Consider the following 24,636-nt stretch of genomic DNA (forward strand, 5'->3'; position numbering starts at 1 on the left):
GGTGGGGGCCGGGCGTTTGTCGCCGCTGCCGCTGCCGAAGATACAGGCCGATAGCAGCAGGGGCAGGGCCAGCACTGCCAACGGGAACACACGCGAGAACGCCATGGGGGTGCACCCTAGTCGAGTTCGGCGACGGCGCGAACCACGGTTCGTCGCATCGGCGACTCGCTTGGTCAGCGTGTCGCCTCGACGAAGCGCTCGCCAAGTTCGGTGGGTACGCGGAGCAGCCGGCCGGTAGCGCGGTCGATCAGCGCCCAGGTGGTCACCGCCTCCACCCGCACCTTGCCGTCTTGCCCAAGGAAGCGGACATGGCGGTTGAAGCGTGCGCCGCGCGGCGGCTCGGGCACCCAGGTCTCGCCGGTCACCGTCTCGCCGACGCGAACGTTGCCGCGATAGTCGATCTCGTGGCGGGTGATCACCCAGACATAGGCGGCCTGGTCCTCGGGGGTGGCGAGGCTGTCCCAATGCTCCACCGCGATGTCCTGGATCCACGCCACCCAGACGGCATTGTTGACGTGGCCCAGCACATCGATGTCGGCAGGCGTCGCGGTGATCTGGCGGGAGAAACGGGGCATCACGAATCCTCAGGCGGTAACCATGGAGCGTAGCGCGGCGTTCACCGAAAGGGGAGCAGGGTCCGCGCGATGCTGCCGCGCCGCCCCTCCGCCCTGTTCCGCAGCCGCTGGGCGGCATTGCTCTGGGCGGCGGGCGTTTTGTGGACCGCGGTGAGCGTCGCGGGTGTCGGCAAGGCGCCGAGCCATGCGGTGCCGGCGGAGAACGCCACCGACGTGACGGGGCAGCCGATCGACAATGACGATCTGGCGCTGCTTCGCAACGTCATCGGCGGTTGATTACTGCGCCGACTTGCCCGGATCGTCCCGGAACTTGATCGCGCGGATGTGCCAGGCCTTTTGCTCGGGCGTGGCACCGTCGATGTCGCCGGCGCGATGCAGCGTCACCTCGCCGAGTTGGTAGAAGGGTTTGCCCGTTGCCTTGATGCGCGCATAGACCTGCACCGGCACGGTGACATAGCGCTGCCCGGCACCCGCCTCGATCTGCCCCGGCGCGCCGATATTGGCGTGATATTCCGAATAGGGCGCGAAGCGTGCCGCGAACGTGCTGGCGTCGTCGCCCGAGGCCTTGCCGTCGTCGCTCCACAGCGCCCAGGCCTGATCATAGCGGCCGCTTTCGATCAGCGCGTAATAGGTCTGCACGACATTGGCGGCGCCCTGCGCGCTGTCCGGCGTGAACTTGGCCTCGCTCACCGGGGTGCGGTCGTCGGGCAGGCCGCCGGGCTGGCCGGGGGCAGGCGGGTTGAGCGGTTCGAGCTGCGCGTTGCCCGCCGCGCGTTCGGTCGCCGCCGGCGCGGTCTGGTTGATCTCGGCGGTGCTCGCGGCGTTGGTCGTGTTGTCCGCCGCGGGCGGCAGGCCCGAGGAACAGGCGGCGAGCGAGCAGGCGGCAAGCAGGGCAAGGGTCAGGCGCATCCGGGTCTCTTCCACATCAGGGATGTGCGAACGAGCCACCGGATGCGCCGGTTCCGCGGGGTTGTCCCCGCCGGCCTCAGGGCCGCAGCGCGACGTCGTCCGGATCGTCGAGTTCCTCGTCGAGATCGTCCTCGTCCAGATCCTCGTCGTCGAAATCGTCCTGGATGTCGTCCTCGTCGAGGTCGTCCTCATCCTCGTCGGCGTCGTCGTCTTCCTCGCCGATCTCGTCATCCGCCATCGACAGTTCGTCGAGATCGTCGTCGTCGTCCTCGCTGCCGCCGAGGTCGGGGTTGAGGTCGGTCAGCAGCGCGCCGTCGTCCGGCCCGTCGCCCGTCACTTCGAGAATTTCGGCGCGCTGGCTCTCGTCATAGCCTTCCGCGTCATAGCCGTCATCGCCGGGACCCTGAATGCCGCTCATCGCCAAACCTCATCACTGGCCCGGCGGGGATCGCCGGGGTTCGAATGCGCAACGGCGCTGGCCCCGGCTGCGTTCCGACTCAGCTCGGGCGGAACATCCGTCCGCGTTCCGTTACCGCTACTACCACGAGCGAGAGCGCACCCATCAGCAGAAAACCACTGTACAGCGGGATGGTGGTGCCATCGAAGGCCTGGCCGATCGCCGCCCCGATCAGCGCGCCGACGATGGTGGTGACGAAGCCCTGCAGGCTGGAGGCGGTCCCGGCGATCGCGCCCATCTTCTCCATCGCCATCGCCGAGAAGTTGGAAGTGGCGAGGCCGAAGCACGCCATCATCAGCGCCTGCAGCGCGGCGAAGCTCCACAGCGTCTCCAGCCCCAGCACCGCCACGGCGAGATGCAGGCCGGCGATCAGCGTGAGCAGGCTGACGGCGGTGTGCGAGATCATCCGCATGCCGAGCCGCATCACGATGCGGGCGTTGAGGAACGACCCCACCGCCATCGTCCCCGCCACCCCGGCGAAGATGGTGGTCAGCAGCTCGGGTCGGTGGAATACGTCGGCCATCACCTGCTGCACCGATCCGATGAAGCCGAACAGCGCGCCGGAGAGCAGCGCGGTGGCGATGGTATAGCCCACGGCCGCGCGGTCGCGCAGCATCACGCCATAGTCGGCGAGCACCCGTGCGGGCACCAGCGACTGGCGGGCGTCGGCCGCGAGCGTCTCCGGCATCCGCGCCGTGAACCACAGCAGTACCAGCCCGCCGACCCCGCCGATGCCCCAGAAGATCGTCCGCCACGATCCGCCCGCGGCGAGGACGATCTGGCCGAGGGTGGGCGCGAAGATCGGCGCGGCCATGAAGATGATGAACACCAGGCTCATCACCCGCGCCATCGCCCGCCCGGCATAGCAGTCGCGGACCAGCGCGACGGTGATGACCCGCGACCCCGCCGCCGCGGTGCCCATAGCCACGCGTGCGACCAGCAGCAGCGTGAAGCTGCCCGCGATCGCCGCCACCGCGCTGGTCAGCACATAGGTGGCGAGCGCGATCATCAACACCGGGCGCCGGCCGAACCGGTCCGAAAGTGGCCCGTAGAGCAGTTGCGCGGTGCCGAAGCCGATCAGGAAGGCGGTGATCACGAACTGGCGATGGTTGGCCGACTCCACGCCCAGGCTGGTGCCGATCGCCGGCAGCGCGGGGAGCATCGAATCGATGCCGATCGCGGTCAGCGCCATCAGCGCGGCGGCAAGGGCGACGAACTCGGCGAAGCGCAGTGGCGCCTGGCCGGCGGCGGCGGTGCTCAGGTGCGGGGCGTTCATGCCCGGCTCATGGCCCAAGCCTTCCTTAAGGTCACCCTTTTTCCGGTTGACGTAGGTACCCACGCAACAACATTGCGACGTGCAACCGCCGCAGGAGTATCCGCATGAATCGCCGTTTCGCACCCCTGTTGCTGCCGATCGCACTCGCCGCGTGCCATGGCAGCGCGAACATCAACTTCGACGGCAACGACAGCGACGGCAACAGCGTCATCTCCACCGATTCGAACGGCAGAATCCAGATCAAGGCGCCGGGCATCCAGGGCTCGATCACGCTGCCCAAGATGCCGCTCGACGCCAAGAATTTCGATATCGACGGGGTGACGCTGTATCCTGGGTCGACGCTGAAGAACCTCAAGGTCAACGACGGCACCGGCGACAAGGACGGCCAGGTGATCGTCGAGTTCGAGAGCCCGGCCGCGCCGACGGTGGTGCGCGACTGGTTCCGCGACAACATGACCAAGCAGGGCTTCAAGGTGACGACGAAGGACGATAACCTGATCGGTACCACCGATGACGGCCAGCCCTTCGCGCTGCAGCTCAGCGCGAGCGGCGATGCCAAGACCAAGGGGCTGATGCAGGTCGGCCGCTGATCCCGATCGGGACAGGGCGCCGGCCATTGGGAATCTTCCCAGGCTTGTGGGGCCGGTGGTGGCGGGACTAACCGCCGGTTTTTGCGTTCGGAGACTGTGATGTTGGATACCCTGGCCGAAATTCCGGTGCTGTCGCTGGCGGCGCAGGCGAACGATCCGGAGGGCTTTGCCCAGGCGTTCGGCGGATCGTTCCAGCGCTTCGGCTTCGCCGTGGTGCGCGATCACGGCGTGTCGCAGGCGCTGATCGAGCGCGCCTGGGCGCTGACCAAGGCGTTCTTCGAGCTGCCCGAGGAGGAGAAGCGCGGCTATTTCCTCCCCGGCGGCGGCGGCGCGCGCGGCTATACCCCGTTCAAGACCGAGATCGCCAAGGGCGCGACCCATGTCGACCTCAAGGAGTTCTGGCATATCGGGCGCGAACTGGCTGCCGGGCACCGTTTTGGCGACGTGATGGCGCCGAATGTCTGGCCGGCCCAACCCGAGGGCTTCCGCGAAACCTTCATCGAGCTGTTCGCCGCCTTCGACACTGCGGGCGACAAGCTGCTCTCGGCCGTGGCGCGCTATCTCGGCCTCGCGCCCGACTGGTTCGACACCGCGGTGAAGGACGGCAATTCGGTGCTGCGCCTGCTCCACTATCCGCCGGTCGCCGCCAATGCGCCCGAGGTTCGCGCCGGCGCGCATGAGGACATCAACCTGATCACGCTGCTGCTGGGCGCCGAGGAAGCCGGGCTCGAACTGCTCGACCGCGACGGCAAGTGGCTGGCGGTGAAGCCGCCCGAGGGCGCGATGGTGATCAACGTCGGCGACATGCTGCAGCGCCTGACCAACCATGTGCTGCCCTCGACCACGCACCGCGTCGTCAACCCGCCGGCGGAGCGGCGCGGCCATTCGCGCTACTCGATGCCGTTCTTCCTCCATCCCGCGCCAGACTTTCTGATCAAGACGCTGCCCGGCTGCATCAGCGCGGAGAATCCGAACCGCTATCCGGAGCCGATCACCGCGCATGATTATCTCCACGAGCGACTGGTCGAGATCGGCTTGATCAAGAAATAAACATAGTGTGGCGGCGCGCCGTCACGACAAAATCTGTCTTTCCTTCTACGAAGGAGAGACGCTAGGGACGGAAGGCGGCGGTCGGGCGAAGTGCTCTGCCGCCGTCTTGCTGTAGAGTTTTAGAGGAACGAGGAATGGCGGAAGCGTTGCGCGTGGCACTGGCGGGGCTCGGTACGGTAGGCGGCGGCGTGATTCGCCTGCTCGACGCCAATGCCGCGCTGATTAGCCGCCGCGCCGGCCGCCCCGTCGAGGTGGTCGCCGTTTCCGCCCGCGATCGCACCAAGGATCGCGGCATCGACCTGTCGCGCTTCGACTGGGTGGACGATCCCGTCGAACTCGCCCGGCATGCCAAGGCGGACGTGGTGGTCGAGCTGGTCGGCGGGTCGGATGGCCCGGCGCTGGCGCTTGCGCGCGCGGCGCTGGGCGCGAACAAGAGCTTCGTCACCGCCAACAAGGCGATGATTGCGCATCACGGGCTCGAACTCGCCCATGCGGCGGAAACCGCGCAGGTCGCGCTCAAGTTCGAGGCGGCGGTGGCCGGCGGCGTGCCGGTGATCAAGGGCCTGCGCGAAGGCGCGGCGGCCAACGAGATCAGCCGCGTGTATGGCATCCTCAACGGCACCTGCAACTTCATCCTCTCGAAGATGGAGGCCGAGGGCCGCGACTTCGCGGAAATTCTCGCCGAGGCGCAGGCGCTGGGCTATGCCGAGGCGGACCCGACCTTCGACATCGACGGCATCGACGCGGCGCACAAGCTGTCGATCCTTGCCAGCATCGCCTTCGGCACCCAGCCGGCGTTCGACGACCTGAAGGCGAGCGGCATCCGCCACATCCTCGCCGCCGACATCGCCGAGGCGGCGACGCTGGGCTACCGCGTCCGCCTGCTCGGCATCGCCGATGCCGGACCGCACGGCCTATTCCAGCGCGTCCATGCGCATCTCGTGCCGCTCGGCCACCCGCTGGCGCACGTCACCGGATCAACCAACGCGGTGGTGGCCGAGGGCAATTTCGTCGGTCGCCTGCTGTTCCAGGGCGCCGGTGCGGGCGACGGCCCGACCGCGAGCGCGGTGGTTGCGGACCTGATCGATATCGCGCGCGGCGAATTCGGCCCGCCCTACGCGATGCCGGCAGCCGCGCTTGTCTCGCAGCCCGCCGCGGACAGCGGCGAGCGGCGCGGTCGTTCCTATGTGCGGTTCACCGTGGCGGACCGCGTCGGCGTGCTGGCGGAGATTGCGGCGGCGATGCGCGATGCCGGCGTCTCGATCGAAAGCCTGATCCAGCGCGGCGTCAGCCCGGACGGCAGCGCGCTGGTGGCGATCGTCACGCACGAGGCGCCGGAATGGAGCATCGCCCAGGCATTGGAGAAGCTGCGGGGGTCGCAGAGCCTCACCGGCGAGCCGATGTGGATGCACATTCTCGACGCATGAGCCGCGTTTCGGCGGCGGTTCAGTAACTCAGCTTGAGCAGCCGCCGGCCGCTGCCGGGGCAGACCGGCATGCCGGTGCGGTTGCAGCTCGGCCCTTGCGCCGCGCGGACCATCTCGAGCTTGCGGTCGATCAGCGGCTCCTGTGCGCTGGTCAGGCGGAAGCGGTTGCGCGCCTGGCGGGTGCCGCAGTCGCGCTCTATATCGCAGGCGTTGATCAGCGGCGAGAGTTCGGCATGCGGCCGCGCCGAGCGCTTGAGCGTCGCGCGCATCACCCGCGGCTGCGCGACTTCAGCCGCGCGCACGGCACCCGCCATGGTGGCGCTCTGGAGCGCCAGTGCGATCAACAACATAAGCCCTCCTGTTGTGTCCCGCCAAAGCAACGCGCCGAGGCGCCGCTGGTTGCGCAATCCTGCAAATGCAGCCGTGTGATCATGGCGCAAGCTCCCGCTGCTGCATCTTCACGGTGCCGTCCAAGCCCATTGTCGCGGAGAGGCCGACCTTCCCGCATTTCACCGCGAAGGCGCCCTCGCCGCAGGGCGTGATACCCTGCTGGACGGGATCGCCGATCAGCCGATTGAGCCGTGCCGCATCGGAATCCTTGCCCAGGTTCGAGGTGACGAAGGAAACCCGGTACCGGTCAGCTTCCCGGCGCGAACAGACGACGATCTCGCTCTGATCCGCGGGCGTCCGGCACGGAATTTCTGCCTGCGTACGCGCCCGATAGTCAGCGACTAGCGTCGACACGGCGTTTTGTTGGGCAACGAGCAGCAGCAGCGACAGCAACATCGTGTCAATCCCCCGCGATTCCACGCAATCATAGCCTAAAACTCTTCGTAAATCACTAAAGGTCTTTGGCAAGTGGCCTGACAACGCTAGCACCGCTCGACAGGGCGGAACCGGCCCCGTATCGCGGTGCACAAATCGTAAAGGGAATCCCCAGCCGATGCCGAACGCAAGCCATGTTCTCGACCGTGTCCTCGTGCTCGAAATGGTGCGCGTCACCGAAGCGGCGGCGATTTCCGCCTCCAGCCTGGTCGGCCGCGGCGACGAGAAGGCCGCCGATGCCGCCGCGGTGGAAGCGATGCGCGAGGCACTGAACCAGCTCTACATGGACGGCACCGTGGTGATCGGCGAGGGCGAGCGCGACGAGGCGCCGATGCTCTATATCGGCGAGAAGGTCGGCTCGGCGATCGGCAAGGGCCCGAAGATCGACATCGCGCTCGATCCGCTGGAAGGCACCACCATCACCGCCAAGGCCGGCCCGAACGCACTGGCGGTGCTCGCCGTGGCGGAGGAGGGCAATCTGCTCAATGCGCCCGACGTGTACATGGACAAGATCGCGGTCGGCCCCGGCTATCCGCAGGGCGTGATCGACCTCAACAAGACGCCGACCGAGAATGTCGAGGCGATCGCCGCCGCCAAGGGCGTGAAGCCCAGCGAGATCATCGCCTGCGTGCTCGACCGTCCGCGCCACGAAAAGCTGATCGCCGAGCTGCGCGGCATCGGCTGCGGCATCATGCTGATCCCGGACGGCGACGTGGCGGGCGTGATCGCCACCACCGATCCGACGACCACGATCGACGTCTATATGGGCCAGGGCGGCGCGCCCGAAGGGGTGCTCGCCTGCGCCGCGCTGCGCTGCGTCGGTGGTCAGTTCCAGGGCCGTCTCGTCTTCCGCAACGACGATGAGCGTGCGCGTGCGGCGAAATGGGGCATTGAGGATCTCGACAAGGTCTATGCGCTCGAGGAACTCGCCAAGGGCGATTGCATCTTCGCGGCGACCGGCGTGACCGACGGCTCGCTGCTCGCCGGCGTGAAGCGGGTGAAGGGCAAGATGACCACCGAGAGCGTGGTGATGCGCGCCAGCTCCGGCACGGTGCGCTGGGTGAAGGGCGAACACCGCATCGACTAACAGGTGACACGGGCGCCGCCGGCTTGATCCCGGCGGCGTCTTGTCGCACCACGTCGCCCTCGCTTTCTGGGGGATCGACGAACATGCGGCACTGGCTGGTTACGTTAGCACTCGCGGCGCTGGCTGCCCCACTCGCGGCCGCCGCGCCGCCGCAGCTTACCCCCACCGCAACCGAGGCGCCCTTCACCTTCGAAGAGGCGATGATCCCGATGCGCGACGGGGTGAAGCTCCACACCGTCATCCTGCGGCCCAAGGGCGCCACCGGCCCGCTGCCGATCCTGTTCCAGCGCGGCCCCTATGGCTCGCCCGATGCCGCGCCGGGCCGGGTGCCGAACAGCTGGGCGCCGCTGGTGCGCGACGGCTATATCTTCGTGTTCCAGGACATGCGCGGCCGCTTCACGTCCGAAGGCGGGCCGTTCACGCTCTCCACCGAAGTGAAGACCGGCAAGGGCGCGGTCGACGAGGCGACCGACGCCTATGATTCGATCGACTGGCTGGTGAAGAACGTGAGGCCGAACAACGGCAAGGTCGGCATGTGGGGCGTTTCCTACCCCGGCTTCACTGCTGCCATTGCCCTCGCCAAGCCGCATCCGGCGCTCAAGGCGACCAGCCCGCAGGCCGCGTGGATCGATTATTGGAAGAACGACGATCTCCACCGCTGGGGCGCGATGCGGCTTACCTATGCCAGCGACTGGGTGAACAGCCTCCAAGCCGACAAGACCAACGACGGAATCGACCTGTACGACCGCTACGATACCTATGACTGGTTCCTCCACGCCGGCTCGCCCGACGCGATCGAGAGGAAGTATTTCAAGGGGCGGGTGCCGCGCTATCGCGAGATGATCGAGCACCCCGACTATGACGAGCACTGGAAGAAGCAGGTCTGGTCGAACGCGCTCGGCAAGACCACCGTGCCGACGCTCAACGTCGCCGGCTATTGGGACCAGGAGGATCCTTGGGGCAGCTGGAAGATCTGGAAAAAGCAGCGCGCCAACGATCCGAACAAGCTGGCGCTGATGGTTGCCGGGCCCTGGGCGCACGGCAGCTGGCAGTCGCCGGCGAACAGCCTGGGGCGCATCCCGTTCGGCGTCGACAGCGGCACGCAATTCGTGGAGCAGATCGAGGCGCCGTTCTTCGCCTATTGGCTGCACGGCACCGGCACCAAGCCCGACTTCGCGCTCAAGAGCTTCCAGTCGGGCTCGTGGCAGTGGAAGACCTATCAGACCTACCCGCTCGCCAACGCGCAGGCGACCAGCCTGTACCTGCATGGCGACGGCTCGCTCAGCTTCACCGCCCCGGCGGCGGGTGAGGCGTGCCGCGACTATGTGAGCGATCCGGCGCGGCCGGTGCCGTTCCGCCCGCGGCCGATGTCGGCCACCTATGCCACCCCCGACTGGCGCTGGTGGGAAGCCGAAGACCAGCGCTTCGTCGACGACCGGCCCGATGTGCTCAGCTATGTCTCCGCGCCGCTGGAGAGCGACCTGATCGTGACCGGCGAGGTCACCGCCAAGCTGATGGCCTCGACCAGCGGCACCGACAGCGACTTCGTCGTCAAGCTGATCGACGTGTTTCCGGAGAACTATGAGAAGGCCCCGACCGCGCTCGGCGCCTATGCCAAGGGCCTCAACGGCTATGAGTTGCCGATCGCGATGGAGATCCGCCGCGGCCGCTACCTCAAGAGCTTCGAGCAGGCGACGCCGCTGGTGCCCGACCAGGTGACCGCCTGGGACTTTCCCCTCCGCGACCACGACCATGTGTTCAAGAAGGGCCACCGGATCATGGTCCAGGTCCAATCGAGCTGGTTCCCGGTGATCGACCGCAACCCGCAGACCTTCGTGCCGAACATCTACAAGGCCAAGCCAGGGGACTATCGCAAGGCGACGCAGCGGGTGTGCAGCGGCTCGGCGGTGACGCTGCCGGTGGTGCGCTGACGAACCGCTGTGCGGGACCACCCGGGCGAGGTGCCCGGGCCGGTCCCGCTGCGGCACGTCAGAAGGACGCCCAGGCCTCTGCGGGTGCCTGCCGGGCGGGGCGCGACTGCAGGGCCGGGGGGCTGCGACGGGGCGTCCGCAGGGCCGGGTGGTGCGGCGAGGACCCGCCTGCCACGGTGAACTTCGCCGCGTTTTCGGCGAGGATCGAGACTTCCGCGCTGAGGTTGCGCGCGGCTGCCGAGGCTTCTTCCACCATGGCGGCATTCTGCTGGGTGCCATGGTCCATCGACGCGATCGCGCCGGTGATTTCGGTGATCGCCGAGGATTGCGCCTGATTGTCGGCGGCCATGCGCTCGACCAGTTCGTGGACGGTCTGCACATTGCCCGAAATGTCGATCAGCGCGCCGTCTACGCGGCGGACGACGTCCACGGCGGACAGGATGCCGGTCTGGGTGACGGTGAGTTGCTCCTTGGCGCGCTTCGCCTCTTCCTCGGCACGCATCGCCAGCGCCGAAACCAGGTCGGCGACCACGGCGAAGCCGCGACCGGCCTCGCCTGCGCGGCCCGCCTCGACCGCTGCGTTCATCGCCAGCACCCGCGTCTGGAAGGCGATCTTGTCGAGCCCTTCGATCACGCTGTCGATGCCCTTGGCGTCTTCGCTGACCCGCGTCATCGCGTTGACCGCCTCTTCGGCCATGGTTCGGCCGGTCGACACGGTGGTGATCGCCTTGCTCGCGCTCTGGGCGGTGTCCACCGCAGCGGCCGCGCTCACCCGCAGCCGCTGGTCCATCTGGGTCGCGGCCGCGGAGGTCTGCTCCAGATTGGCGGCGGTGCTCTGGGTTCGCTGTGCCAGCTCTTCGGACGCGGAGGCGATCTGGACCGAGCCCGTGCGGATTGATTCGGTGCTTCGCGAGACTGCGCCGATCAGCGCCCCCAGCGCATCCAGCGTACCGTTATAATTTTCGCGCAACGTTTCATAATCGGTTGGGAACCGTTCCTCGATCGGGCGTGTCAGGTCCCCTTGGGCGAGCGCTGCGAGATGTTCGCCCACCACGCGGACGACCTCGGCCTGCGTTTCGGCCATCTTCTGCTGGACGATCGCCGCGTCGCGGAAGGTGAACATCGCCTTGGTCATGCGACCTACGCAGTCCGTATAGTCGGTGAAGCGGATCTCGCTTTGCAGGTCGCCCGCCGCCAGCGCTTCCATCCGCACCACGGTCGTGACGTAGGGATCGCAGATGGCCCGGCGGTAGCGCAGGCCCAGCAGCATCGCGCTGCCCGATCCGGCGAAGGCAACGCCGATACCCCAAAGCGCAGGTAGCACGGCGGCGACGATCGCAGTTAAGAGCCCGATGAATGCCAAAGACCCAAACGCGATCAGCGTCTTCTGGCGGATGGGCGCGTTGGACTCAAACCAATGCATCGGGCGATCCTCACACGTTGTTTCTGATGCGATTCGATGCCGAGGAATAGCTTGGTCAGGTGGTCGGGTCAGCTCAGGAACATCCGTAAAAAGCATGTAATACTTGCTTAAGACGGGCCGGGTCGATGAACCTTTCTAATTATGGTTACGATAATGCTGCGAAGGTCTGTTGTGCTGCTACGTAGATGGCAGCGCCGCCGGCTGATGTCGGCGGCGCGCCTTGGAAACAGGACTTTCAGTTCTTCAGCCTATAGCCCGTGCGGAAGATCCACACGATCAGCCCCAGGCACAGCAGCAGGAAGATGCCGGTGAACCCCAGGCTCCAAGTGATGTCGACATCCCCGTGCCCGAAGAAGCTCCAGCGGAAGCCGCTCACCAGATACACGACCGGGTTGAACAGGCTCACCGTGTGCCAGGGCTCGGGCAGCATGTCGATCGAGTAGAAGGCACCGCCCAGGAAGGTCAGCGGCGTCACCAGCAGCGAGGGCACGATGTTGAGCTGCTCGAAGCTCTTCGCCCAGATGCCGATGATGAAGCCGAACATGCTGAACGTCACCGCCGTCAGCACCAGGAACGCCAGCATCGCCGCCGGATGGTCCACCCGCAGCGGCACGAACAGCGCCGAGGTGGCGAGGATGATCAGCCCGATCACCACCGACTTGGTGGCCGCGGCGCCGACGAACCCCACCACCAGCTCGATCGCCGAAATCGGTGCGGAGAGCAGCTCAAACACCGTGCCGGTGAATTTGGGGAAGTAGATGCCGATCGAGGCGTTGGCGATGCTCTGCATCAGCAACGACAGCATGATCAGGCCCGGCACCAGGAAGCTGCCATAGTTCACGCCGTGGATCGCATCGATCCGGCTGCCGATCGCGCCGCCGAACACGATAAAATAGAGCGAGGTGGTAATCACCGGGGTCGCGATCGACTGCCACAGCGTGCGCAGCGTGCGCGCCATCTCGAACTTGTAGATCGCCCAGATGCCGGGAAAGTTGATGCCGTTCATGCCTGTGCCCCCACCAGGTCGACGAAGATGTCCTCCAGGCTCGACTTGGACGTGTCGAGATCCTTGAAGGCGATGTTCAGGTCGTGCAGCTTGCGCAGCAGCGACGGGATGCCGGTGCGCTCGGCCTGCGCGTCGAAGGTGTAGCGCAGCCGGTGGCCGTCGTCGGTGAGGCTCAGCTGCCATTCGCCGAGTTCGGCGGGAATGGCGGCGAGCGGCTCGACCAGGCTGAGGTCCAGCTCGCGCTTGCCGAGCTTTTTCATCAGCGCGGTCTTTTCCTCGACCAGCAGCAGCTTGCCCCTGTTGATCACGCCCACCCGGTCGGCCATTTCCTCGGCCTCCTCGATGTAATGCGTGGTCAGGATGATCGTGGTGCCGCGGTCGCGCAGGCGGCCGATCAGCTTCCACATGTCGCGGCGCAGTTCGACGTCGACGCCCGCAGTGGGCTCGTCGAGGAACAGGATGTCCGGCTCGTGGCTGAGCGCCTTGGCGATCATCACCCGTCGCTTCATGCCGCCGGACAGCTCCATGATCTTGGCGTCGCGCTTGTCCCACAGCGACAGGTCCTTGAGGAGCTGGTCGCAATAAGCATGGTCCGGCGCCTTGCCGAACAGTCCGCGCGAATAGCGGGCGGCGGAGCCGACGCGCGAGAACATGTCGACCGCGATCTCCTGCGGCACCAGGCCGATCTTGGAGCGTGCCGCGCGCGGCTGGCGGATCGCGTCGTTCCCGTCGACCAGAATGGTGCCGGTGCTGGGAGTGACGATGCCGCAGATGATCGAGATGAGCGTGGTCTTGCCCGCGCCGTTGGGCCCGAGCAGGGCGAAGATCTCGCCGCGGTGGATGTCGAGATCGACATGGTCGAGCGCGGTATGGCCCGACGCGTAGGTCTTGGAGACCTGGCGTAGCGACAGGATGGGTTGCATGGAAATGGAGCCCCGGCCGGAAGGAGCCCGTTAGCTAGTGTGGCGTTCATCCTGGGGCAAGGTGCTCGAAGACGTTTGATTCGAAGCCGTTTCCTCGCCCGCCAGGGGGAGGTGTCAGGCGCAGCCCGACGAAGGGGGAGGAAGCGCGACGGCTCGAGATGTTCTGGCATCCTCCCCCTCCGTCGCCTTCGGCGCCACCTCCCCCCGGCGGGGGAGGAAACACTTCCCGCTTTAGGTTGCGGAGGCTATTTCGTCTTCCGCGCGATCGCGACGGCGTCGACCAGCGCCTGATAGTCGCGCGCACCGTACAGGATCTGCTTGCCCACCACCCAGGCGGGCGTGCCGTTCATCGCCAGCTTGGCGCCGAGCCGGTGGTTGGCGTCGATTTCCTTGGCGACCGCATCGCTGTTGGCGAGCTTCTGCGTTGCAGCCGGATCGAGCCCCGCCTTGGCGAGCGCGTCGCTGATCGTTGCGTTGCTGGGGCCCCCGCTGGCGAACAGCGCGTCGTGGAAGGCGCGGAACTTGCCCTGCTGGGCGGCGGCCAGAGCAAAGCGTGCGGCGACCACGCTCGCCTCGCCCAGCACCGGATATTCGCGATAGACGATGCGGACATTCGGATCCTTGGCGATCAGTTCGGCCAGGCCCGGCAGGCTCGCGCGGCAATAGCCGCAGGCATAGTCCATGAACACGGTGACGGTGACGTCGCCGTTGGGATTCCCTGCCCAGGCGCTGGCAAAGGGCGTGGTCAGCGCGGGCAGCGCGGCGGGCACGGATGCCTGCGCAGTTTCCTGGGACTTCGCCGCCTCGGCACTCTCCTGCTGCTGAAGCTTCTCCATCATGTCGCGCAGGATCGACGGGTTATCGAGCAGATAACCATGGACGATGCGCTCGACCTGCGCCTTGTTGCCGCCGATCCCCGGCAGCAGCGCCTGCAGCCCGAGCACCACCAGGCCACCGAGGACCGCGGCCAGCAGCAGCGCGCTGGCGAAAAAAAGCCTCGATCGAGTCATTACTGGAGGTTGCGTCCCTTGTTGCGCTTGTCGTCCTTCATTGCCTGTTCGGAGACCATCGCGATGTCCTGCGCGCGGATCCATTCGGGCGAGCCCTGCGGCAGTCCGCCCATCGCCCGCCGCGCGCTGACCATCGCGGTGCGCGCGTCGCCGATCAGGTTGGCGCGCTCGGCGGTGGCGAGTGCGGTGCGCGGCTCGTCGCCCTCGCGATCATAGACGGTGCCGAGGTTGATCCAGGCGAAGGGATTGTCGCGGTCGCGCGTCAGCGAATCGCGCAGCACCTGCTCGGCTTCCTTGAGGTTTGCCTTGTCCTCGGTCGCGACCAGTGCGTGGCCGAAGGTGCTGGCGATCAGCGGGGAGTTGTTCGAGAGCTGCGTCGCCTTGCGCAGCGGATCGAGCGAGGCCTGGGGCTGGCCCGATTCGAGCAGGATCTGCCCCTGCAGCTCGAGGAAATAGGGATCATTGGGTGCCAGCTTGACCAGCGCCGCCGTCTCGGCCGCCGCCTGCTCGGGGTAACCGGATTGGTGATAGGCATAGGCGCGCGCATAATGCGCCGGGATCGACTGGTCGCTTAAGGGGTAGATCCGCAGCGTCTTCTTGGGATCGTTGGTATAGCCACGCAGCTTCGCCTGGACGCGCTTGAAGCGGCGCTCGAGATCGGGGTCGAGCGGCTTGGTCCAGTTGGGCGAGCCTTCGAGGTCGGCCTTCAGCGTCTGGACGCGATCCTGCGACATCGGGTGGGTCTGCGCGAAGGGATCGACCTCGGGATCGGTGCTGTAATAGCCGTAGCGGTGCATTTCCTGGGTCAGCTTCTCGAAGAAGCCGAGCATGCCCTTGCCCGAAATGCCCGCGGTGTTGAGGAAGCGCACGCCGGCGGCGTCGGCGGAGGATTCCTGCACGCGGCTGTACGCGAGATACTTGCCGATGGCGGCGCGCTGGCCGGCCATCAGGATGCCGGTGCCGGCCTCGGCCGAACCCGCCGCCATCGCTGCTGCGCCGAGCAGCAGGCTGAGGATCGAGATGTTGCCATAGCCGCCGTCGCGCTGGAACACCGCGTGCCCCCCGACGATATGGCCGATTTCGTGGGCGACGACGCCCTGGACCTGGTTGGCGGTGTCGGCCGCATCGATCAGGCCGGAATTGACATAGACGATCTGCCCCCCTGCCACGAAGGCGTTGATCGAGGGATCGCCGATCAGCACCACCTTCCCGTTGGCGGGGTTGAGCCCGGCGGCGGCGAACAAGGGCTTGGCCATGTCGGCCAGCAGCGCTTCGGTTTCGGCGTCACGGAGCACCGACTGCGCCATTGCGGGGCGCGACGCAAACGACGCGAGGCACAGCATCGCGAGCAGCGTGGCCAATCGGTGGATGCGCGCCATGATCCTACTCCCGGGGACTCGTTCGAAGGGCTGCCCTGGCAACAACGCCCTTAACCTACACTGAAAGCCCCCGGCGCGACCGGGCGGGCCGCGCCGGGGAACTTGCTCAGGCGCCGAAGGTCCGCTGCCACCAGCCGCGACGCGGCTGGCCGTCCTCGGCCGTGGCTTCCTCGGCGGCCGGTTCTTCGGCTGCCGGGGTCACGCCCTGTGCGACCGGTGCCTCCACGGCGGGTGCCTCGGGGGCCGCTTCGGTGGCGACGTCCGCCTTCTTGCGGCGGGTGCGCTTGGGCTTGGCAGGCGCTTCCTCGGCGGGCACCTCGACAGCAGCCGGCGCGGCTTCCGCCTCAACGTCTGCCTTCTTGCGGCGGGTGCGCTTCGGCTTGGCCGGCGCTTCTTCGGCGGGTGCCTCGACGGCGGCCGGAGCGGCCTCCGCTTCGACGTCCGCCTTCTTGCGACGGGTGCGCTTCGGCTTGGCCGGGGCTTCCGGCTCGGCCTCTACCGCTGCCGGGGCAGGGGCTGCTTCGGCGACGGGCTCGGGGGCGGCGACAGGCGCTTCGGCCTCGTCGGCCTCCCCAGCATCGTCGGCTGCCTGTTCGGTACCCTCTTCACCGGCACCGCGACGGCCGCCGCGACGGCCGCGACGACGGCGCTTGCGGTTGCGCTCGCCTTCCTCGCGCTGGGCTGCGGTTTCCTCGGTCTCGGCAGTCGCCTCGACTTCGGCCGGCTCGGCCTCGTCTGCCTCGACGTCCCCCTCGGCGCCTTCGGTCTCGACCTGTTCGTCCTGACCGGCTTCGCCTTCCTCGCGACCTCGGCGGCCACGACCACGACGGCGGCGGCGACGCTTGCCACGGCCTTCGCCGTCACGCTCGCCGCGCTCCGGGCGCTCGCCACGTTCGCGCGGTTCGGCGGCTTCGGCTTCGGCCTCGACGTCGAGCTCTTCTTCCTCTTCCTCGATCTCCTCGACGAAATCCTCTTCCGGCTCCTCGAGCAGCGGCTCGATCTTGGGCGCATAGGCCGGCGGCGGGCCCGAGGCCTCCACCGTCATGCGCGCGCCTTCCAGCTCGCCGTCCGCCTCGACCTCGACCAGTACGCCGTAGCGATCCTCGATCTCGGCCAGTTCGCCGCGCTTCTTGTTGAGCACGTAGAAGGCCGCTTCCTGGCTGGCGCGCAGCAGGATCTGCGAGCCGCGGCCGCGGGCGGCCTCGTCCTCGATCATGCGCAGCGCCGACAGGCCTGCCGACGAGGCGGTACGGACCAGGCCGGTGCCTTCGCAATGCGGACAGGTGCGGGTGGAGGCTTCGAGCACGCCGGTGCGCAGGCGCTGGCGGCTCATTTCCATCAGGCCGAAGGGCGAGATGCGGCCCACCTGGATGCGGGCGCGATCGTTCTTCAGCGCCTCCTTCATCGCCTTCTCGACCTTACGGACGTTGGACGAATGATCCATGTCGATGAAGTCGATCACGACCAGGCCCGCCATGTCGCGCAGGCGGAGCTGGCGGGCGATTTCCTGGGCGGCCTCGAGGTTGGTCGCGGTCGCGGTCTGCTCGATATTGTGCTCGCGCGTCGACCTCCCTGAGTTGATGTCGATCGAGACCAGCGCCTCGGTCGGGTTGATCACGAGATAGCCGCCGGACTTGAGCTGCACCACCGGGTGGTACATCGCCGACAGCTGCTCCTCGACCCCGGCGCGCTGGAACAGCGGCACCGCATCGGCATATTGCCGGACCTTGCGGGCATGGCTCGGCATCAGGAGCTTCATGAAGTCCTTGGCCTGGCGATAGCCTTCCTCGCCCTCGACGATCACCTCGTCGATGTCGCGATTATAGATGTCGCGGATCGCGCGCTTCATCAGGTCGCTGTCGCCATAGACGAGCGCGGGCGCAGACGAGGTGAGCGTCTTCTCGCGGATCTCGTCCCATAGGCGGGCGAGATAGTCGAAGTCACGCTTGATCTCGGTCTTGGTACGCTGGAGACCGGCGGTGCGGACGATGCAGCCCATCGAGGCGGGCAGCTTGAGGTCCGCCATGATGCCCTTGAGGCGCTTGCGGTCGGCCGCCGAGTTGATCTTGCGCGAGATGCCGCCGCCATGCGCGGTGTTCGGCATCAGCACGCAATAGCGGCCGGCGAGGCTGAGATAGGTGGTCAGCGCCGCACCCTTGTTGCCGCGCTCTTCCTTGACGACCTGGACCAGCAGCACCTGGCGCCTACGGATCACGTCCTGGATCTTGTAGCGGCGGCGCAGGTTCATGCGGCGCTGGCGCAGCGCCTCCGCCTCGTCGCCATTGCCGCCACGACCGCGACGGCGGCGGCCGCCCTGCGGCGCGTCTTCGCCTTCCGCGGCTTCCTCGTCGTCATGCGCACGCTCGACCATCTCGACGCCGTCTTCATGGTCGTCGTGATCATGGTCGTCGTGATCGTGGCGATCGTCGTCGTCATCCCCATCGGCCTCGCGCAGCGCGGCTTCCTGCGCGGCATGCTCGGCCTCTTCGCGCAGCAGGGCTTCGCGATCTTCCTTGGGAATCTGGTAATAGTCGGGATGGATTTCCGAGAAGGCGAGGAAGCCGTGGCGGTTGCCGCCGTAATCGACAAAGGCCGCCTGCAGCGACGGTTCGACGCGGGTCACCTTCGCGAGATAGATATTGCCCTTGAGCTGCTTGCGCTCAGCGGACTCGAAGTCAAATTCCTCGATTCGATTCCCTTTGACGACGGCCACGCGGGTTTCCTCCCGGTGGCGTGCGTCGATCAGCATACGCATGGTCATTGATGATTCTCCGGGCGCGCCGGCACAGTTCCTCGAGGGAATGGGGCGCGAGCGCGCGATACAAGAAGCGCCCCAGACGATCGGCGAGGCCGATCCGGGTGGCGCGGGTTTCAAAAACTGCTGTTGCTGCACGGGCACGAGCGGACCAGCGGTCCCCTTGCTCCACCATCGCCACGCTGCCGGCCGCGAAGGCCTGGCGATGCGGACGGTGGGGAAATTGCCTCATGCGAACGTCAACCTGAACTGTCGCGACAAAAGAAGCGTCGCGTGCCTGATCCGGCGCAGTGCCGGAAGCATATCCTGCCTAGCACCGCTGTGTCGTTGCGGCAACCGGCTCGGCTTTGGAAGATTTGGGTCCCCCGAGCGCCAAAAAGCATTTGGGAGGATTTCGATCCCTCGCCGTAGCAAATGGTTCTTCGCATCCGGTTAACCAAGTCCTTCGCCTCCATTTGGAGGCTGGACCGGTCGGGGGCGGGCGCGGCATAGCGAGGCCGTGTCCTGGATGCTGTTCCTGCTCGCCGGCTGGCTGACCGGTCTGCCCGGCTGGATCTGCCTTGCCGAGCGCGTGCGGGTGGAAGAGGGCGCGCTGATCGTGCCCCTCGAGGGCGAGGCGGGCCCGCGCTTCGCCTGGCGCGTGGAGGCCTATAGCGTCAGCCTCGCGATGCCCGAACCGGTGGCAGCCAAGGGGGCGCCGCTGCCGCGCGTGCAGGGTGCGGCCGGGCTGCCGCTGGTGGTGCTCGATCCCGGCCATGGCGGGCGCGATCCCGGCGCTCCGGGTGTCGACGGCATCACCGAAAAGGCGCTGACGCTGGAGGCCGCCCGCGCGATCCGTGACGCGCTGCTCGCCTCGGGGCGGGTGCGGGTGGCGATGACGCGGGACGATGATTCGTTCGTGCCGCTGCAGCAGCGCGCCGATATCGGCCGCCGGCTGGGCGCGGCGCTGTTCCTGTCGCTCCACTGCGACAGCGCGGCCGATCCGCTGGCGGCGGGTGGCACGCTCTACACCTTGTCCGAAGTCGCCTCGGACAAGGAAGCGGCGCGGATGGCGGCGCGCGAGAATCGCGCGGACCTGCTCGCCGGCGTCGATCTGGGGAGCGAGCGTGCCGATGTCGCCTCGCTGCTGATCGATCTCGCTCAGCGCCGCACCATGGCGGTGTCCGCGCGCTATGCCGACCTGCTCGCCCGCGAGGTAGCGCCGGCGATGCGGCTGCATGCCCGGCCCCGGCGCATGGCGGCGCTGATGGTGCTCAAGGCCCCCGACATGCCCTCGGTGCTGTTCGAGCTCGGCTATGTCTCCAACGCCGAGGATGCGCAGGCGCTCGGCTCGGCGGAGGCGCGGGCACGGCTCGCCGCAGCGGTGCGGCGGGCGACCGAAATCTTCCTCGCCACGCGCTGACGCGGGAAGCTGGATTGAGATAGGCGCCGGGCGCGGCTCCCTTTCTTCCGCCCGAAAAGGTGCTACACCGCGCGCCGCATGGCCGACGGCGACACTCCCCAAACCATCCGTATCGAACGCACGCCCGGACGCTGGGCGCGGCTGCGGCGGCGCTGGTGGTTCCGCGTGCTCGCGATCCTGGCGCTGCTCGCCGGACTGCTGGTGTTCGCCGTCTGGCTGCTCGTCGCGCGCGACCTGCCCTCGGTCGACAAGCTGCGCAGCTACGAGCCGCAGCTGCCGAGCTACGTCCGCTCGGCCGACGGCACGCCGATCCATGCCTATGCCCAGATGCGCCGCGTGCAGCTCAGCTACAACGAGTTCCCGCCGCTGCTGGTCCGCGCCTATATGGCGGCCGAGGATCGTACCTTCTTCTCGCACCACGGGCTCGATTTCCCCGGTCTGGTGCGCGCCGTGGGCGAAGGGATCCTTCGCGGCAAGACCCCGCGCGGCACCTCCACCATCACCCAGCAGGTCGCCAAGAACCTCGCGGTGGGCAACGAGGCGAGCTATACCCGCAAGCTGAAGGAAGCGATCCTCGCCTGGCGGATCGAGGATACGCTGTCGAAGCCGCAGATCATGGAATTGTACCTCAACGCCATCGAACTCGGGCGCAATTCGGGCGGGGTGGCGGCGGCGAGCGAGGCCTATTTCGGCAAGCCGCTCGACAAGTTGAGCCTGGCGCAGATGGCCTATCTGGCGATCCTGCCCAAGGGCCCTGCCAATTACGACCCCGATCGCAACACCCAGCGCGCGCTCGATCGCCGCAACTGGGTGCTCGGCGAAATGCTGCGCAACGGCTTCATCAACCAGGCGCAGCATGACGAGGCGGTGGCCTCGCCGCTCGGCACGGTGCCGCGCCAGACGCCGCGCTTCGAGCGGGTGGGGGGCTATTTCGTCGAGGAGGTCCGCCGCCAGCTCGCCCGCCAATTCGGCGAGAAGCGCGAGGACGGGCCGTACAGTGTCTATGACGGCGGCCTGTGGGTGCGCAGCTCGCTCGATCCGCGGCTCCAGGCCTATGCCCAGCGCGCGCTGCGCGACGGCCTGCTGCGCTACGACCGCGGCCGCGGCTGGTCGGGTCCGATCGGCAAGGTGCAGTTTGAAGGCGATGGCTGGTATTCGGCCTTCGTCTCCAAGAATATCGGCGTCGACTACGACAATTGGCGCGCCGCCGTGGTGATCTCCCGCGATTCGCGCAGCGTCCAACTCGGCTTCGACGATGGCAACAGCGGCACGCTGCCCGAGAGCGCCGCACAGATGCCGATCCGCGGCAAGGGCGGCCATGCCTTCGACGCGATCAAGGTCGGCGACATTCTCGCCGTGGCGCCCGAGGGCGGCAATTGGGGCCTGCGCAGCGTGCCCAAGGTATCGGGCGGCATGGTTGTCGAGGATCCCTCGACCGGCCGCGTGCTCGCGATGCAGGGCGGCTTCGATTCGCGCCTCCAGGCGTTCAACCGCGCCACCCAGGCGACCCGCCAGCCGGGATCGACGATCAAGCCGATCGTCTATGCCGCCGCGCTCGAGAACGGGATGACCCCGGCTTCGATCGTCGTCGATGGCCCCTTCTGCGTGTGGCAAGGGGCGGGGCTGGGCAACAAGTGCTTCCGCAACTTCGGCAATGCCCGCGGCGCCGGTCCGCACACGCTGCGCTGGGGCATCGAACAGTCGCGCAACCTGATGACCGTGCAGATCGCCAACGCCACCGGCATGGACAAGGTGGTCGACACGATCCAGCGGCTGGGCGTCTCCAAGAACCGGCTGCCGCCCTATCTCTCCTATGCGCTGGGCGCGGGCGAGACGACGGTGCTGCGCATGGTCAACGCCTATTCGATCCTGGTGAACCAGGGCCGCGCGCTCAATCCCACCCTGATCGACTTCGTCCAGGACCGTCGCGGCAAGGTGATCTTCCCGGCCGGCTGGCGCGCCTGCTCGGGCTGCAATGCGCGCGACTGGGACGGCAAGGCGATGCCGCGCCCGATCGTCCGTGCGCGGCAGGTGATCGACCCGATGGTCGCCTACCAGATGGTCCATATCACCGAGGGCGTCGTCCAGCGCGGTACCGCGACCGTGCTGCGCGATCTGGGCCGCCCGATGATGGGCAAGACCGGCACCACCACCGGCCCGACCGACGTGTGGTTCGTCGGCGGCACCCCGCAGATGATCGGCGGCCTGTATCTCGGCTATGACACGCCCTCGAACCTCGGCGGCTATGCGCAGGGCGGCTCGATCGCCGCGCCGATCTTCAAGGAATTCGCGGTGCCTGCCTATGCAGGGCTGGATCCGCTGCCCTTCGTCGCGCCGCCGGGGATCCGCATGGTGCGCATCGATCGCGGCAGCGGGCGCCCGGTGCAATATGGCTGGCCGACAGACGATCCGCTCTCCTCGATCATCTGGGAGGCCTTCCGCCCGGACAGCGATCCGCGCCGCACCCGCCGCACCGCCAATACCGAAGCGGCACCCGCCGCGGCGGCGCCGGTGCAGCGCAAGGCCGATCGCCAGGGCGATAGCGACTTCTTGCAACAACAGGGCGGAATCTACTAGCGAGGCCGCCACACCCTATATGGCTTGAGATCGCCGCATCGTCCGGGATGCGGCCGGCGGATACTTCGGAAGGTTTGGAACATGCGCGCTGAAGCGCAGGCATATGTCGACAAGATCAACGCGGCCCTCGCGCTGCTGCGCCGCTCGCTCGACTGGGACCGCGCGCTGCGCCGCCTCGACGAGCTGAACGCGCGCGTCGAGGATCCGACGCTGTGGAACGACGCCAAGAAGGCGCAGGACGTGATGCGCGAGCGTCGCCGCCTCGACGAATCGATCTCCGCGACGCGCGCGATCGAGAGCGAGCTGAGCGACACGGTCGAGCTGATCGAGATGGCCGAGGCCGAGGGCGACGAGGAAATGGCCGCCGACGGCACCGAGAGCCTGCGTGCACTCGCCGAGCGTTCCGATGCCGACAAGGTCAAGGCGCTGCTCTCGGGCGAGGCTGACGCCAACGACACCTATGTCGAGATCAACGCCGGCGCGGGCGGCACCGAATCGAACGACTGGGCCGAAATGCTCCAGCGCATGTACACGCGCTGGGCCGAGCGCCACGGCTACAAGGTCGAGCTGGTCGACTATCACGCCGGCGAACAGGCGGGCATCAAGTCCGCGACGCTGCTGTTCAAGGGCGAGAACGCATACGGCTATGCCAAGACCGAGAGCGGCGTCCACCGCCTGGTCCGCATCAGCCCGTTCGATTCGAACGCGCGCCGCCAGACCAGCTTCGCATCCGTCTGGGTCTATCCGGTGATCGACGACAATATCGAGATCGAGATCAACGAGAGCGAGCTGCGCATCGACACCTATCGCGCCTCGGGCGCGGGCGGCCAGCACATCAACACCACCGATTCGGCGGTGCGCATCACCCACTTGCCGACCGGTATCGTGGTGCAGTGCCAGAACCAGCGTTCGCAGCACAAGAACCGCGCCGAGGCGTTCAACCAGCTCCGCGCCCGTCTCTACGAGCGCGAACTGGCCGAGCGCGAGGCGGTGGCCGACGCGCAGAACGCCACCAAGACCGATATCGGCTGGGGCCACCAGATCCGCTCTTACGTCCTCCAGCCCTACCAGCTGGTGAAGGATCTGCGCACCGGCGTCACCTCCACCGCGCCGAGCGACGTGCTCGACGGCGATCTCGACAGCTTCATGGCCGCCGCGCTAGCACAGCGCGTGACGGGCGAGGCCGTCGCGGTGGAGGATGTCGATTGAGCTTGCGCGCGCGGCCCCTGCTGCTCGGCGTGACGCTGCTGCTGGCGGCGTGCGACGGCAGTCCGCGGGCGGTGCGCAACGAGCGCCATGATCCGGCCAATTCGGGCTTCCCGGCGGCGGACCGGCCGGTGGCGACGATCGTCTCCTCGCGCTGGTCGAGCGAGGAAGAGCGCGACCGGCTGAACGAGGCGAGCAAGGTGATGGACCTGGCCGGCATCAAGCCCGGCATGACCGTCGCCGATATCGGCGCGGGCGAGGGCTATTACACGATCCGCCTCGGCCAGCGCGTCGGGCCGAAGGGGCGGGTGGTCGCCGAGGACATCGTCCCCGATTATATCAGCGCGCTGGCGACGCGCGTGGTGCGCGAGAAGCTCGACAATGTCAGCGTGCGGCTCGGCCTGCCCGCCGATCCGCGGCTGCCCGAGAACAGCTTCGATCGCGTGCTGATGGTCCACATGTACCACGAGATCGAATCGCCCTACGAGTTCCTGTGGCGGCTGCGCCCCTCGCTGGCGCCGGGCGGGCAGGTGGTGGTGGTGGATGCCGATCGCGCCACCGAGAATCACGGCACGCCGCCGGCGTTGCTCAAGTGCGAGTTCGCGGCGGTGGGCTATGTGCAGGTGTCGATGCTGCCGATGGCGTCGGCGGGCGGGTACATGGCGGTGTTCGAGGCGCGCGGCGCGCGGCCCGAGCCCGAGACGATCCGCGCCTGCAAGTCCGGCGCGCATGCCAAGGCGGTGACGCCCAAGCCCAACGGGGCGCACGAGTAACCTTCTCTTCTAGCCCCTCCTCCTTGGGAGACGGTTTGGGCTGCTGTCTCTTTTAC

Annotated in this window: 22 protein-coding genes; 10 read left to right on the plus strand and 12 right to left on the minus strand. The window is 67.5% G+C overall.

Going from position 1 to position 24,636, the window contains the following annotated elements; translation table 11 throughout:
• Nucleotides 1-173: 173 nt before the first annotated feature.
• Entirely contained in the window at nt 174-575 is a 402-nt protein-coding gene (locus CA234_RS22445) for an acyl-CoA thioesterase (protein WP_126002785.1), read from the minus strand.
• A 69-nt stretch (nt 576-644) separates the two neighbouring features.
• Here CA234_RS22445 and CA234_RS22450 point away from each other — a divergent pair, with 69 nt between their 5' ends.
• Nucleotides 645-851, plus strand: a complete 207-nt coding sequence (locus tag CA234_RS22450) for a hypothetical protein (RefSeq protein ID WP_125976911.1) — start codon at nt 645-647, stop codon at nt 849-851.
• Here the strand turns inward: CA234_RS22450 and CA234_RS22455 are convergent, their stop codons facing one another.
• From CA234_RS22455 to CA234_RS22465, 3 genes are all read right to left on the minus strand, one after another.
• Complete coding sequence (locus CA234_RS22455) at nt 852-1,484, minus strand: hypothetical protein (protein WP_126002786.1); 633 nt, start codon at nt 1,482-1,484, stop codon at nt 852-854. It lies immediately after the preceding gene.
• Nucleotides 1,485-1,560: 76 nt separating this feature from the next.
• Nucleotides 1,561-1,902 (minus strand): DNA primase, encoded by a 342-nt coding sequence (locus CA234_RS22460; protein ID WP_125976910.1) that lies wholly within the window; start codon nt 1,900-1,902, stop codon nt 1,561-1,563.
• A gap of 79 nt (nt 1,903-1,981) precedes the next feature.
• The gene (locus tag CA234_RS22465) at nt 1,982-3,217 is read right to left on the minus strand and encodes a multidrug effflux MFS transporter (protein WP_125976909.1); all 1,236 of its coding nucleotides are present in this window, start codon (nt 3,215-3,217) and stop codon (nt 1,982-1,984) included.
• Between the two features lie 104 nt (nt 3,218-3,321).
• Between CA234_RS22465 and CA234_RS22470 the strand changes: the two genes are divergently transcribed.
• The 3 genes from CA234_RS22470 to CA234_RS22480 all read left to right on the plus strand — a co-directional run bounded on the left by CA234_RS22470 (nt 3,322) and on the right by CA234_RS22480 (nt 6,284).
• A complete protein-coding gene (locus CA234_RS22470) occupies nt 3,322-3,807 on the plus strand; it encodes a hypothetical protein (RefSeq protein ID WP_126002787.1) in 486 nt (161 codons plus the stop codon).
• 99 nt (nt 3,808-3,906) lie between these two features.
• Nucleotides 3,907-4,857 carry a 2-oxoglutarate and iron-dependent oxygenase domain-containing protein gene (locus tag CA234_RS22475; protein ID WP_126002788.1) on the plus strand — a complete coding sequence of 317 codons (951 nt, stop codon included), beginning with the start codon at nt 3,907-3,909 and terminating at the stop codon, nt 4,855-4,857.
• Between the two features lie 134 nt (nt 4,858-4,991).
• Entirely contained in the window at nt 4,992-6,284 is a 1,293-nt protein-coding gene (locus CA234_RS22480; protein ID WP_126002789.1) for a homoserine dehydrogenase, read from the plus strand.
• Nucleotides 6,285-6,303: 19 nt separating this feature from the next.
• Here CA234_RS22480 and CA234_RS22485 read toward each other — a convergent pair whose 3' ends face one another.
• Together CA234_RS22485 and CA234_RS22490 are read right to left on the minus strand one after the other, a co-directional pair.
• Nucleotides 6,304-6,633, minus strand: a complete 330-nt coding sequence (locus CA234_RS22485; RefSeq protein WP_125976905.1) for a hypothetical protein — start codon at nt 6,631-6,633, stop codon at nt 6,304-6,306.
• Nucleotides 6,634-6,712: 79 nt separating this feature from the next.
• The gene (locus CA234_RS22490) at nt 6,713-7,069 is read right to left on the minus strand and encodes a hypothetical protein (RefSeq protein ID WP_125976904.1); all 357 of its coding nucleotides are present in this window, start codon (nt 7,067-7,069) and stop codon (nt 6,713-6,715) included.
• Between the two features lie 157 nt (nt 7,070-7,226).
• Between CA234_RS22490 and glpX the strand changes: the two genes are divergently transcribed.
• Complete coding sequence (gene glpX / locus CA234_RS22495; protein WP_126002790.1) at nt 7,227-8,195, plus strand: class II fructose-bisphosphatase; 969 nt, start codon at nt 7,227-7,229, stop codon at nt 8,193-8,195.
• 83 nt (nt 8,196-8,278) lie between these two features.
• Nucleotides 8,279-10,126, plus strand: coding sequence for a CocE/NonD family hydrolase (locus CA234_RS22500; RefSeq protein WP_126002791.1), 1,848 nt, complete (start codon nt 8,279-8,281; stop codon nt 10,124-10,126).
• 58 nt (nt 10,127-10,184) lie between these two features.
• Here the strand turns inward: CA234_RS22500 and CA234_RS22505 are convergent, their stop codons facing one another.
• From CA234_RS22505 to CA234_RS22530, 6 genes are all read right to left on the minus strand, one after another.
• A complete protein-coding gene (locus CA234_RS22505) occupies nt 10,185-11,549 on the minus strand; it encodes a methyl-accepting chemotaxis protein (protein WP_126002792.1) in 1,365 nt (454 codons plus the stop codon).
• Between the two features lie 235 nt (nt 11,550-11,784).
• Complete coding sequence (locus CA234_RS22510; RefSeq protein ID WP_125976900.1) at nt 11,785-12,555, minus strand: ABC transporter permease; 771 nt, start codon at nt 12,553-12,555, stop codon at nt 11,785-11,787.
• Nucleotides 12,552-13,478 carry an ABC transporter ATP-binding protein gene (locus CA234_RS22515; RefSeq protein WP_125976899.1) on the minus strand — a complete coding sequence of 309 codons (927 nt, stop codon included), beginning with the start codon at nt 13,476-13,478 and terminating at the stop codon, nt 12,552-12,554. The genes CA234_RS22510 and CA234_RS22515 overlap by 4 nt, the downstream gene beginning before the upstream one ends.
• 245 nt (nt 13,479-13,723) lie before the next feature.
• The gene (locus CA234_RS22520; protein WP_126002793.1) at nt 13,724-14,488 is read right to left on the minus strand and encodes a DsbA family protein; all 765 of its coding nucleotides are present in this window, start codon (nt 14,486-14,488) and stop codon (nt 13,724-13,726) included.
• Nucleotides 14,488-15,867: a M48 family metalloprotease gene (locus CA234_RS22525; RefSeq protein WP_125976897.1), complete on the minus strand. Its 1,380-nt coding sequence runs from the start codon at nt 15,865-15,867 to the stop codon at nt 14,488-14,490. Before CA234_RS22525 ends, CA234_RS22520 begins: the two co-directional genes overlap by 1 nt.
• Before the next feature lie 106 nt (nt 15,868-15,973).
• Nucleotides 15,974-18,628 (minus strand): ribonuclease E/G, encoded by a 2,655-nt coding sequence (locus CA234_RS22530; RefSeq protein WP_241213640.1) that lies wholly within the window; start codon nt 18,626-18,628, stop codon nt 15,974-15,976.
• A 502-nt stretch (nt 18,629-19,130) separates the two neighbouring features.
• Between CA234_RS22530 and CA234_RS22535 the strand changes: the two genes are divergently transcribed.
• From CA234_RS22535 to CA234_RS22550, 4 genes are all read left to right on the plus strand, one after another.
• On the plus strand, nt 19,131-20,024 hold the full coding sequence (locus CA234_RS22535) for an N-acetylmuramoyl-L-alanine amidase (protein WP_241213641.1): 894 nt from the start codon (nt 19,131-19,133) through the stop codon (nt 20,022-20,024).
• A 78-nt stretch (nt 20,025-20,102) separates the two neighbouring features.
• Nucleotides 20,103-22,601 (plus strand): transglycosylase domain-containing protein, encoded by a 2,499-nt coding sequence (locus tag CA234_RS22540; RefSeq protein ID WP_125976896.1) that lies wholly within the window; start codon nt 20,103-20,105, stop codon nt 22,599-22,601.
• An 81-nt stretch (nt 22,602-22,682) separates the two neighbouring features.
• Nucleotides 22,683-23,810 (plus strand): peptide chain release factor 2, encoded by a 1,128-nt coding sequence (gene prfB, locus CA234_RS22545; RefSeq protein ID WP_125976895.1) that lies wholly within the window; start codon nt 22,683-22,685, stop codon nt 23,808-23,810.
• A 2-nt stretch (nt 23,811-23,812) separates the two neighbouring features.
• The gene (locus tag CA234_RS22550) at nt 23,813-24,580 is read left to right on the plus strand and encodes a methyltransferase domain-containing protein (RefSeq protein WP_125976894.1); all 768 of its coding nucleotides are present in this window, start codon (nt 23,813-23,815) and stop codon (nt 24,578-24,580) included.
• Nucleotides 24,581-24,636 lie beyond the last annotated feature (56 nt).

This window comes from Sphingomonas sp. ABOLE, from assembly GCF_003950455.1.
Classification (GTDB): Bacteria; Pseudomonadota; Alphaproteobacteria; order Sphingomonadales; family Sphingomonadaceae; genus Sphingomonas; species Sphingomonas trueperi.

Excerpts from the sequence above, each read along its gene's own strand:
- CA234_RS22445 (WP_126002785.1), bottom strand. The coding sequence starts at position 575 with ATGCCCCGTTTCTCCCGCCAGATCACCGCGACGCCTGCCGACATCGAT.
- CA234_RS22450 (WP_125976911.1), top strand. The coding sequence starts at position 645 with ATGCTGCCGCGCCGCCCCTCCGCCCTGTTCCGCAGCCGCTGGGCGGCA.
- CA234_RS22455 (WP_126002786.1), bottom strand. The coding sequence starts at position 1,484 with ATGCGCCTGACCCTTGCCCTGCTTGCCGCCTGCTCGCTCGCCGCCTGT.
- CA234_RS22460 (WP_125976910.1), bottom strand. The coding sequence starts at position 1,902 with ATGAGCGGCATTCAGGGTCCCGGCGATGACGGCTATGACGCGGAAGGC.
- CA234_RS22465 (WP_125976909.1), bottom strand. The coding sequence starts at position 3,217 with ATGAACGCCCCGCACCTGAGCACCGCCGCCGCCGGCCAGGCGCCACTG.
- CA234_RS22470 (WP_126002787.1), top strand. The coding sequence starts at position 3,322 with ATGAATCGCCGTTTCGCACCCCTGTTGCTGCCGATCGCACTCGCCGCG.
- CA234_RS22475 (WP_126002788.1), top strand. The coding sequence starts at position 3,907 with ATGTTGGATACCCTGGCCGAAATTCCGGTGCTGTCGCTGGCGGCGCAG.
- CA234_RS22480 (WP_126002789.1), top strand. The coding sequence starts at position 4,992 with ATGGCGGAAGCGTTGCGCGTGGCACTGGCGGGGCTCGGTACGGTAGGC.
- CA234_RS22485 (WP_125976905.1), bottom strand. The coding sequence starts at position 6,633 with ATGTTGTTGATCGCACTGGCGCTCCAGAGCGCCACCATGGCGGGTGCC.
- CA234_RS22490 (WP_125976904.1), bottom strand. The coding sequence starts at position 7,069 with ATGTTGCTGTCGCTGCTGCTGCTCGTTGCCCAACAAAACGCCGTGTCG.
- glpX (WP_126002790.1), top strand. The coding sequence starts at position 7,227 with ATGCCGAACGCAAGCCATGTTCTCGACCGTGTCCTCGTGCTCGAAATG.
- CA234_RS22500 (WP_126002791.1), top strand. The coding sequence starts at position 8,279 with ATGCGGCACTGGCTGGTTACGTTAGCACTCGCGGCGCTGGCTGCCCCA.
- CA234_RS22505 (WP_126002792.1), bottom strand. The coding sequence starts at position 11,549 with ATGCATTGGTTTGAGTCCAACGCGCCCATCCGCCAGAAGACGCTGATC.
- CA234_RS22510 (WP_125976900.1), bottom strand. The coding sequence starts at position 12,555 with ATGAACGGCATCAACTTTCCCGGCATCTGGGCGATCTACAAGTTCGAG.
- CA234_RS22515 (WP_125976899.1), bottom strand. The coding sequence starts at position 13,478 with ATGCAACCCATCCTGTCGCTACGCCAGGTCTCCAAGACCTACGCGTCG.
- CA234_RS22520 (WP_126002793.1), bottom strand. The coding sequence starts at position 14,488 with ATGACTCGATCGAGGCTTTTTTTCGCCAGCGCGCTGCTGCTGGCCGCG.
- CA234_RS22525 (WP_125976897.1), bottom strand. The coding sequence starts at position 15,867 with ATGGCGCGCATCCACCGATTGGCCACGCTGCTCGCGATGCTGTGCCTC.
- CA234_RS22530 (WP_241213640.1), bottom strand. The coding sequence starts at position 18,628 with ATGACCATGCGTATGCTGATCGACGCACGCCACCGGGAGGAAACCCGC.
- CA234_RS22535 (WP_241213641.1), top strand. The coding sequence starts at position 19,131 with ATGCTGTTCCTGCTCGCCGGCTGGCTGACCGGTCTGCCCGGCTGGATC.
- CA234_RS22540 (WP_125976896.1), top strand. The coding sequence starts at position 20,103 with ATGGCCGACGGCGACACTCCCCAAACCATCCGTATCGAACGCACGCCC.
- prfB (WP_125976895.1), top strand. The coding sequence starts at position 22,683 with ATGCGCGCTGAAGCGCAGGCATATGTCGACAAGATCAACGCGGCCCTC.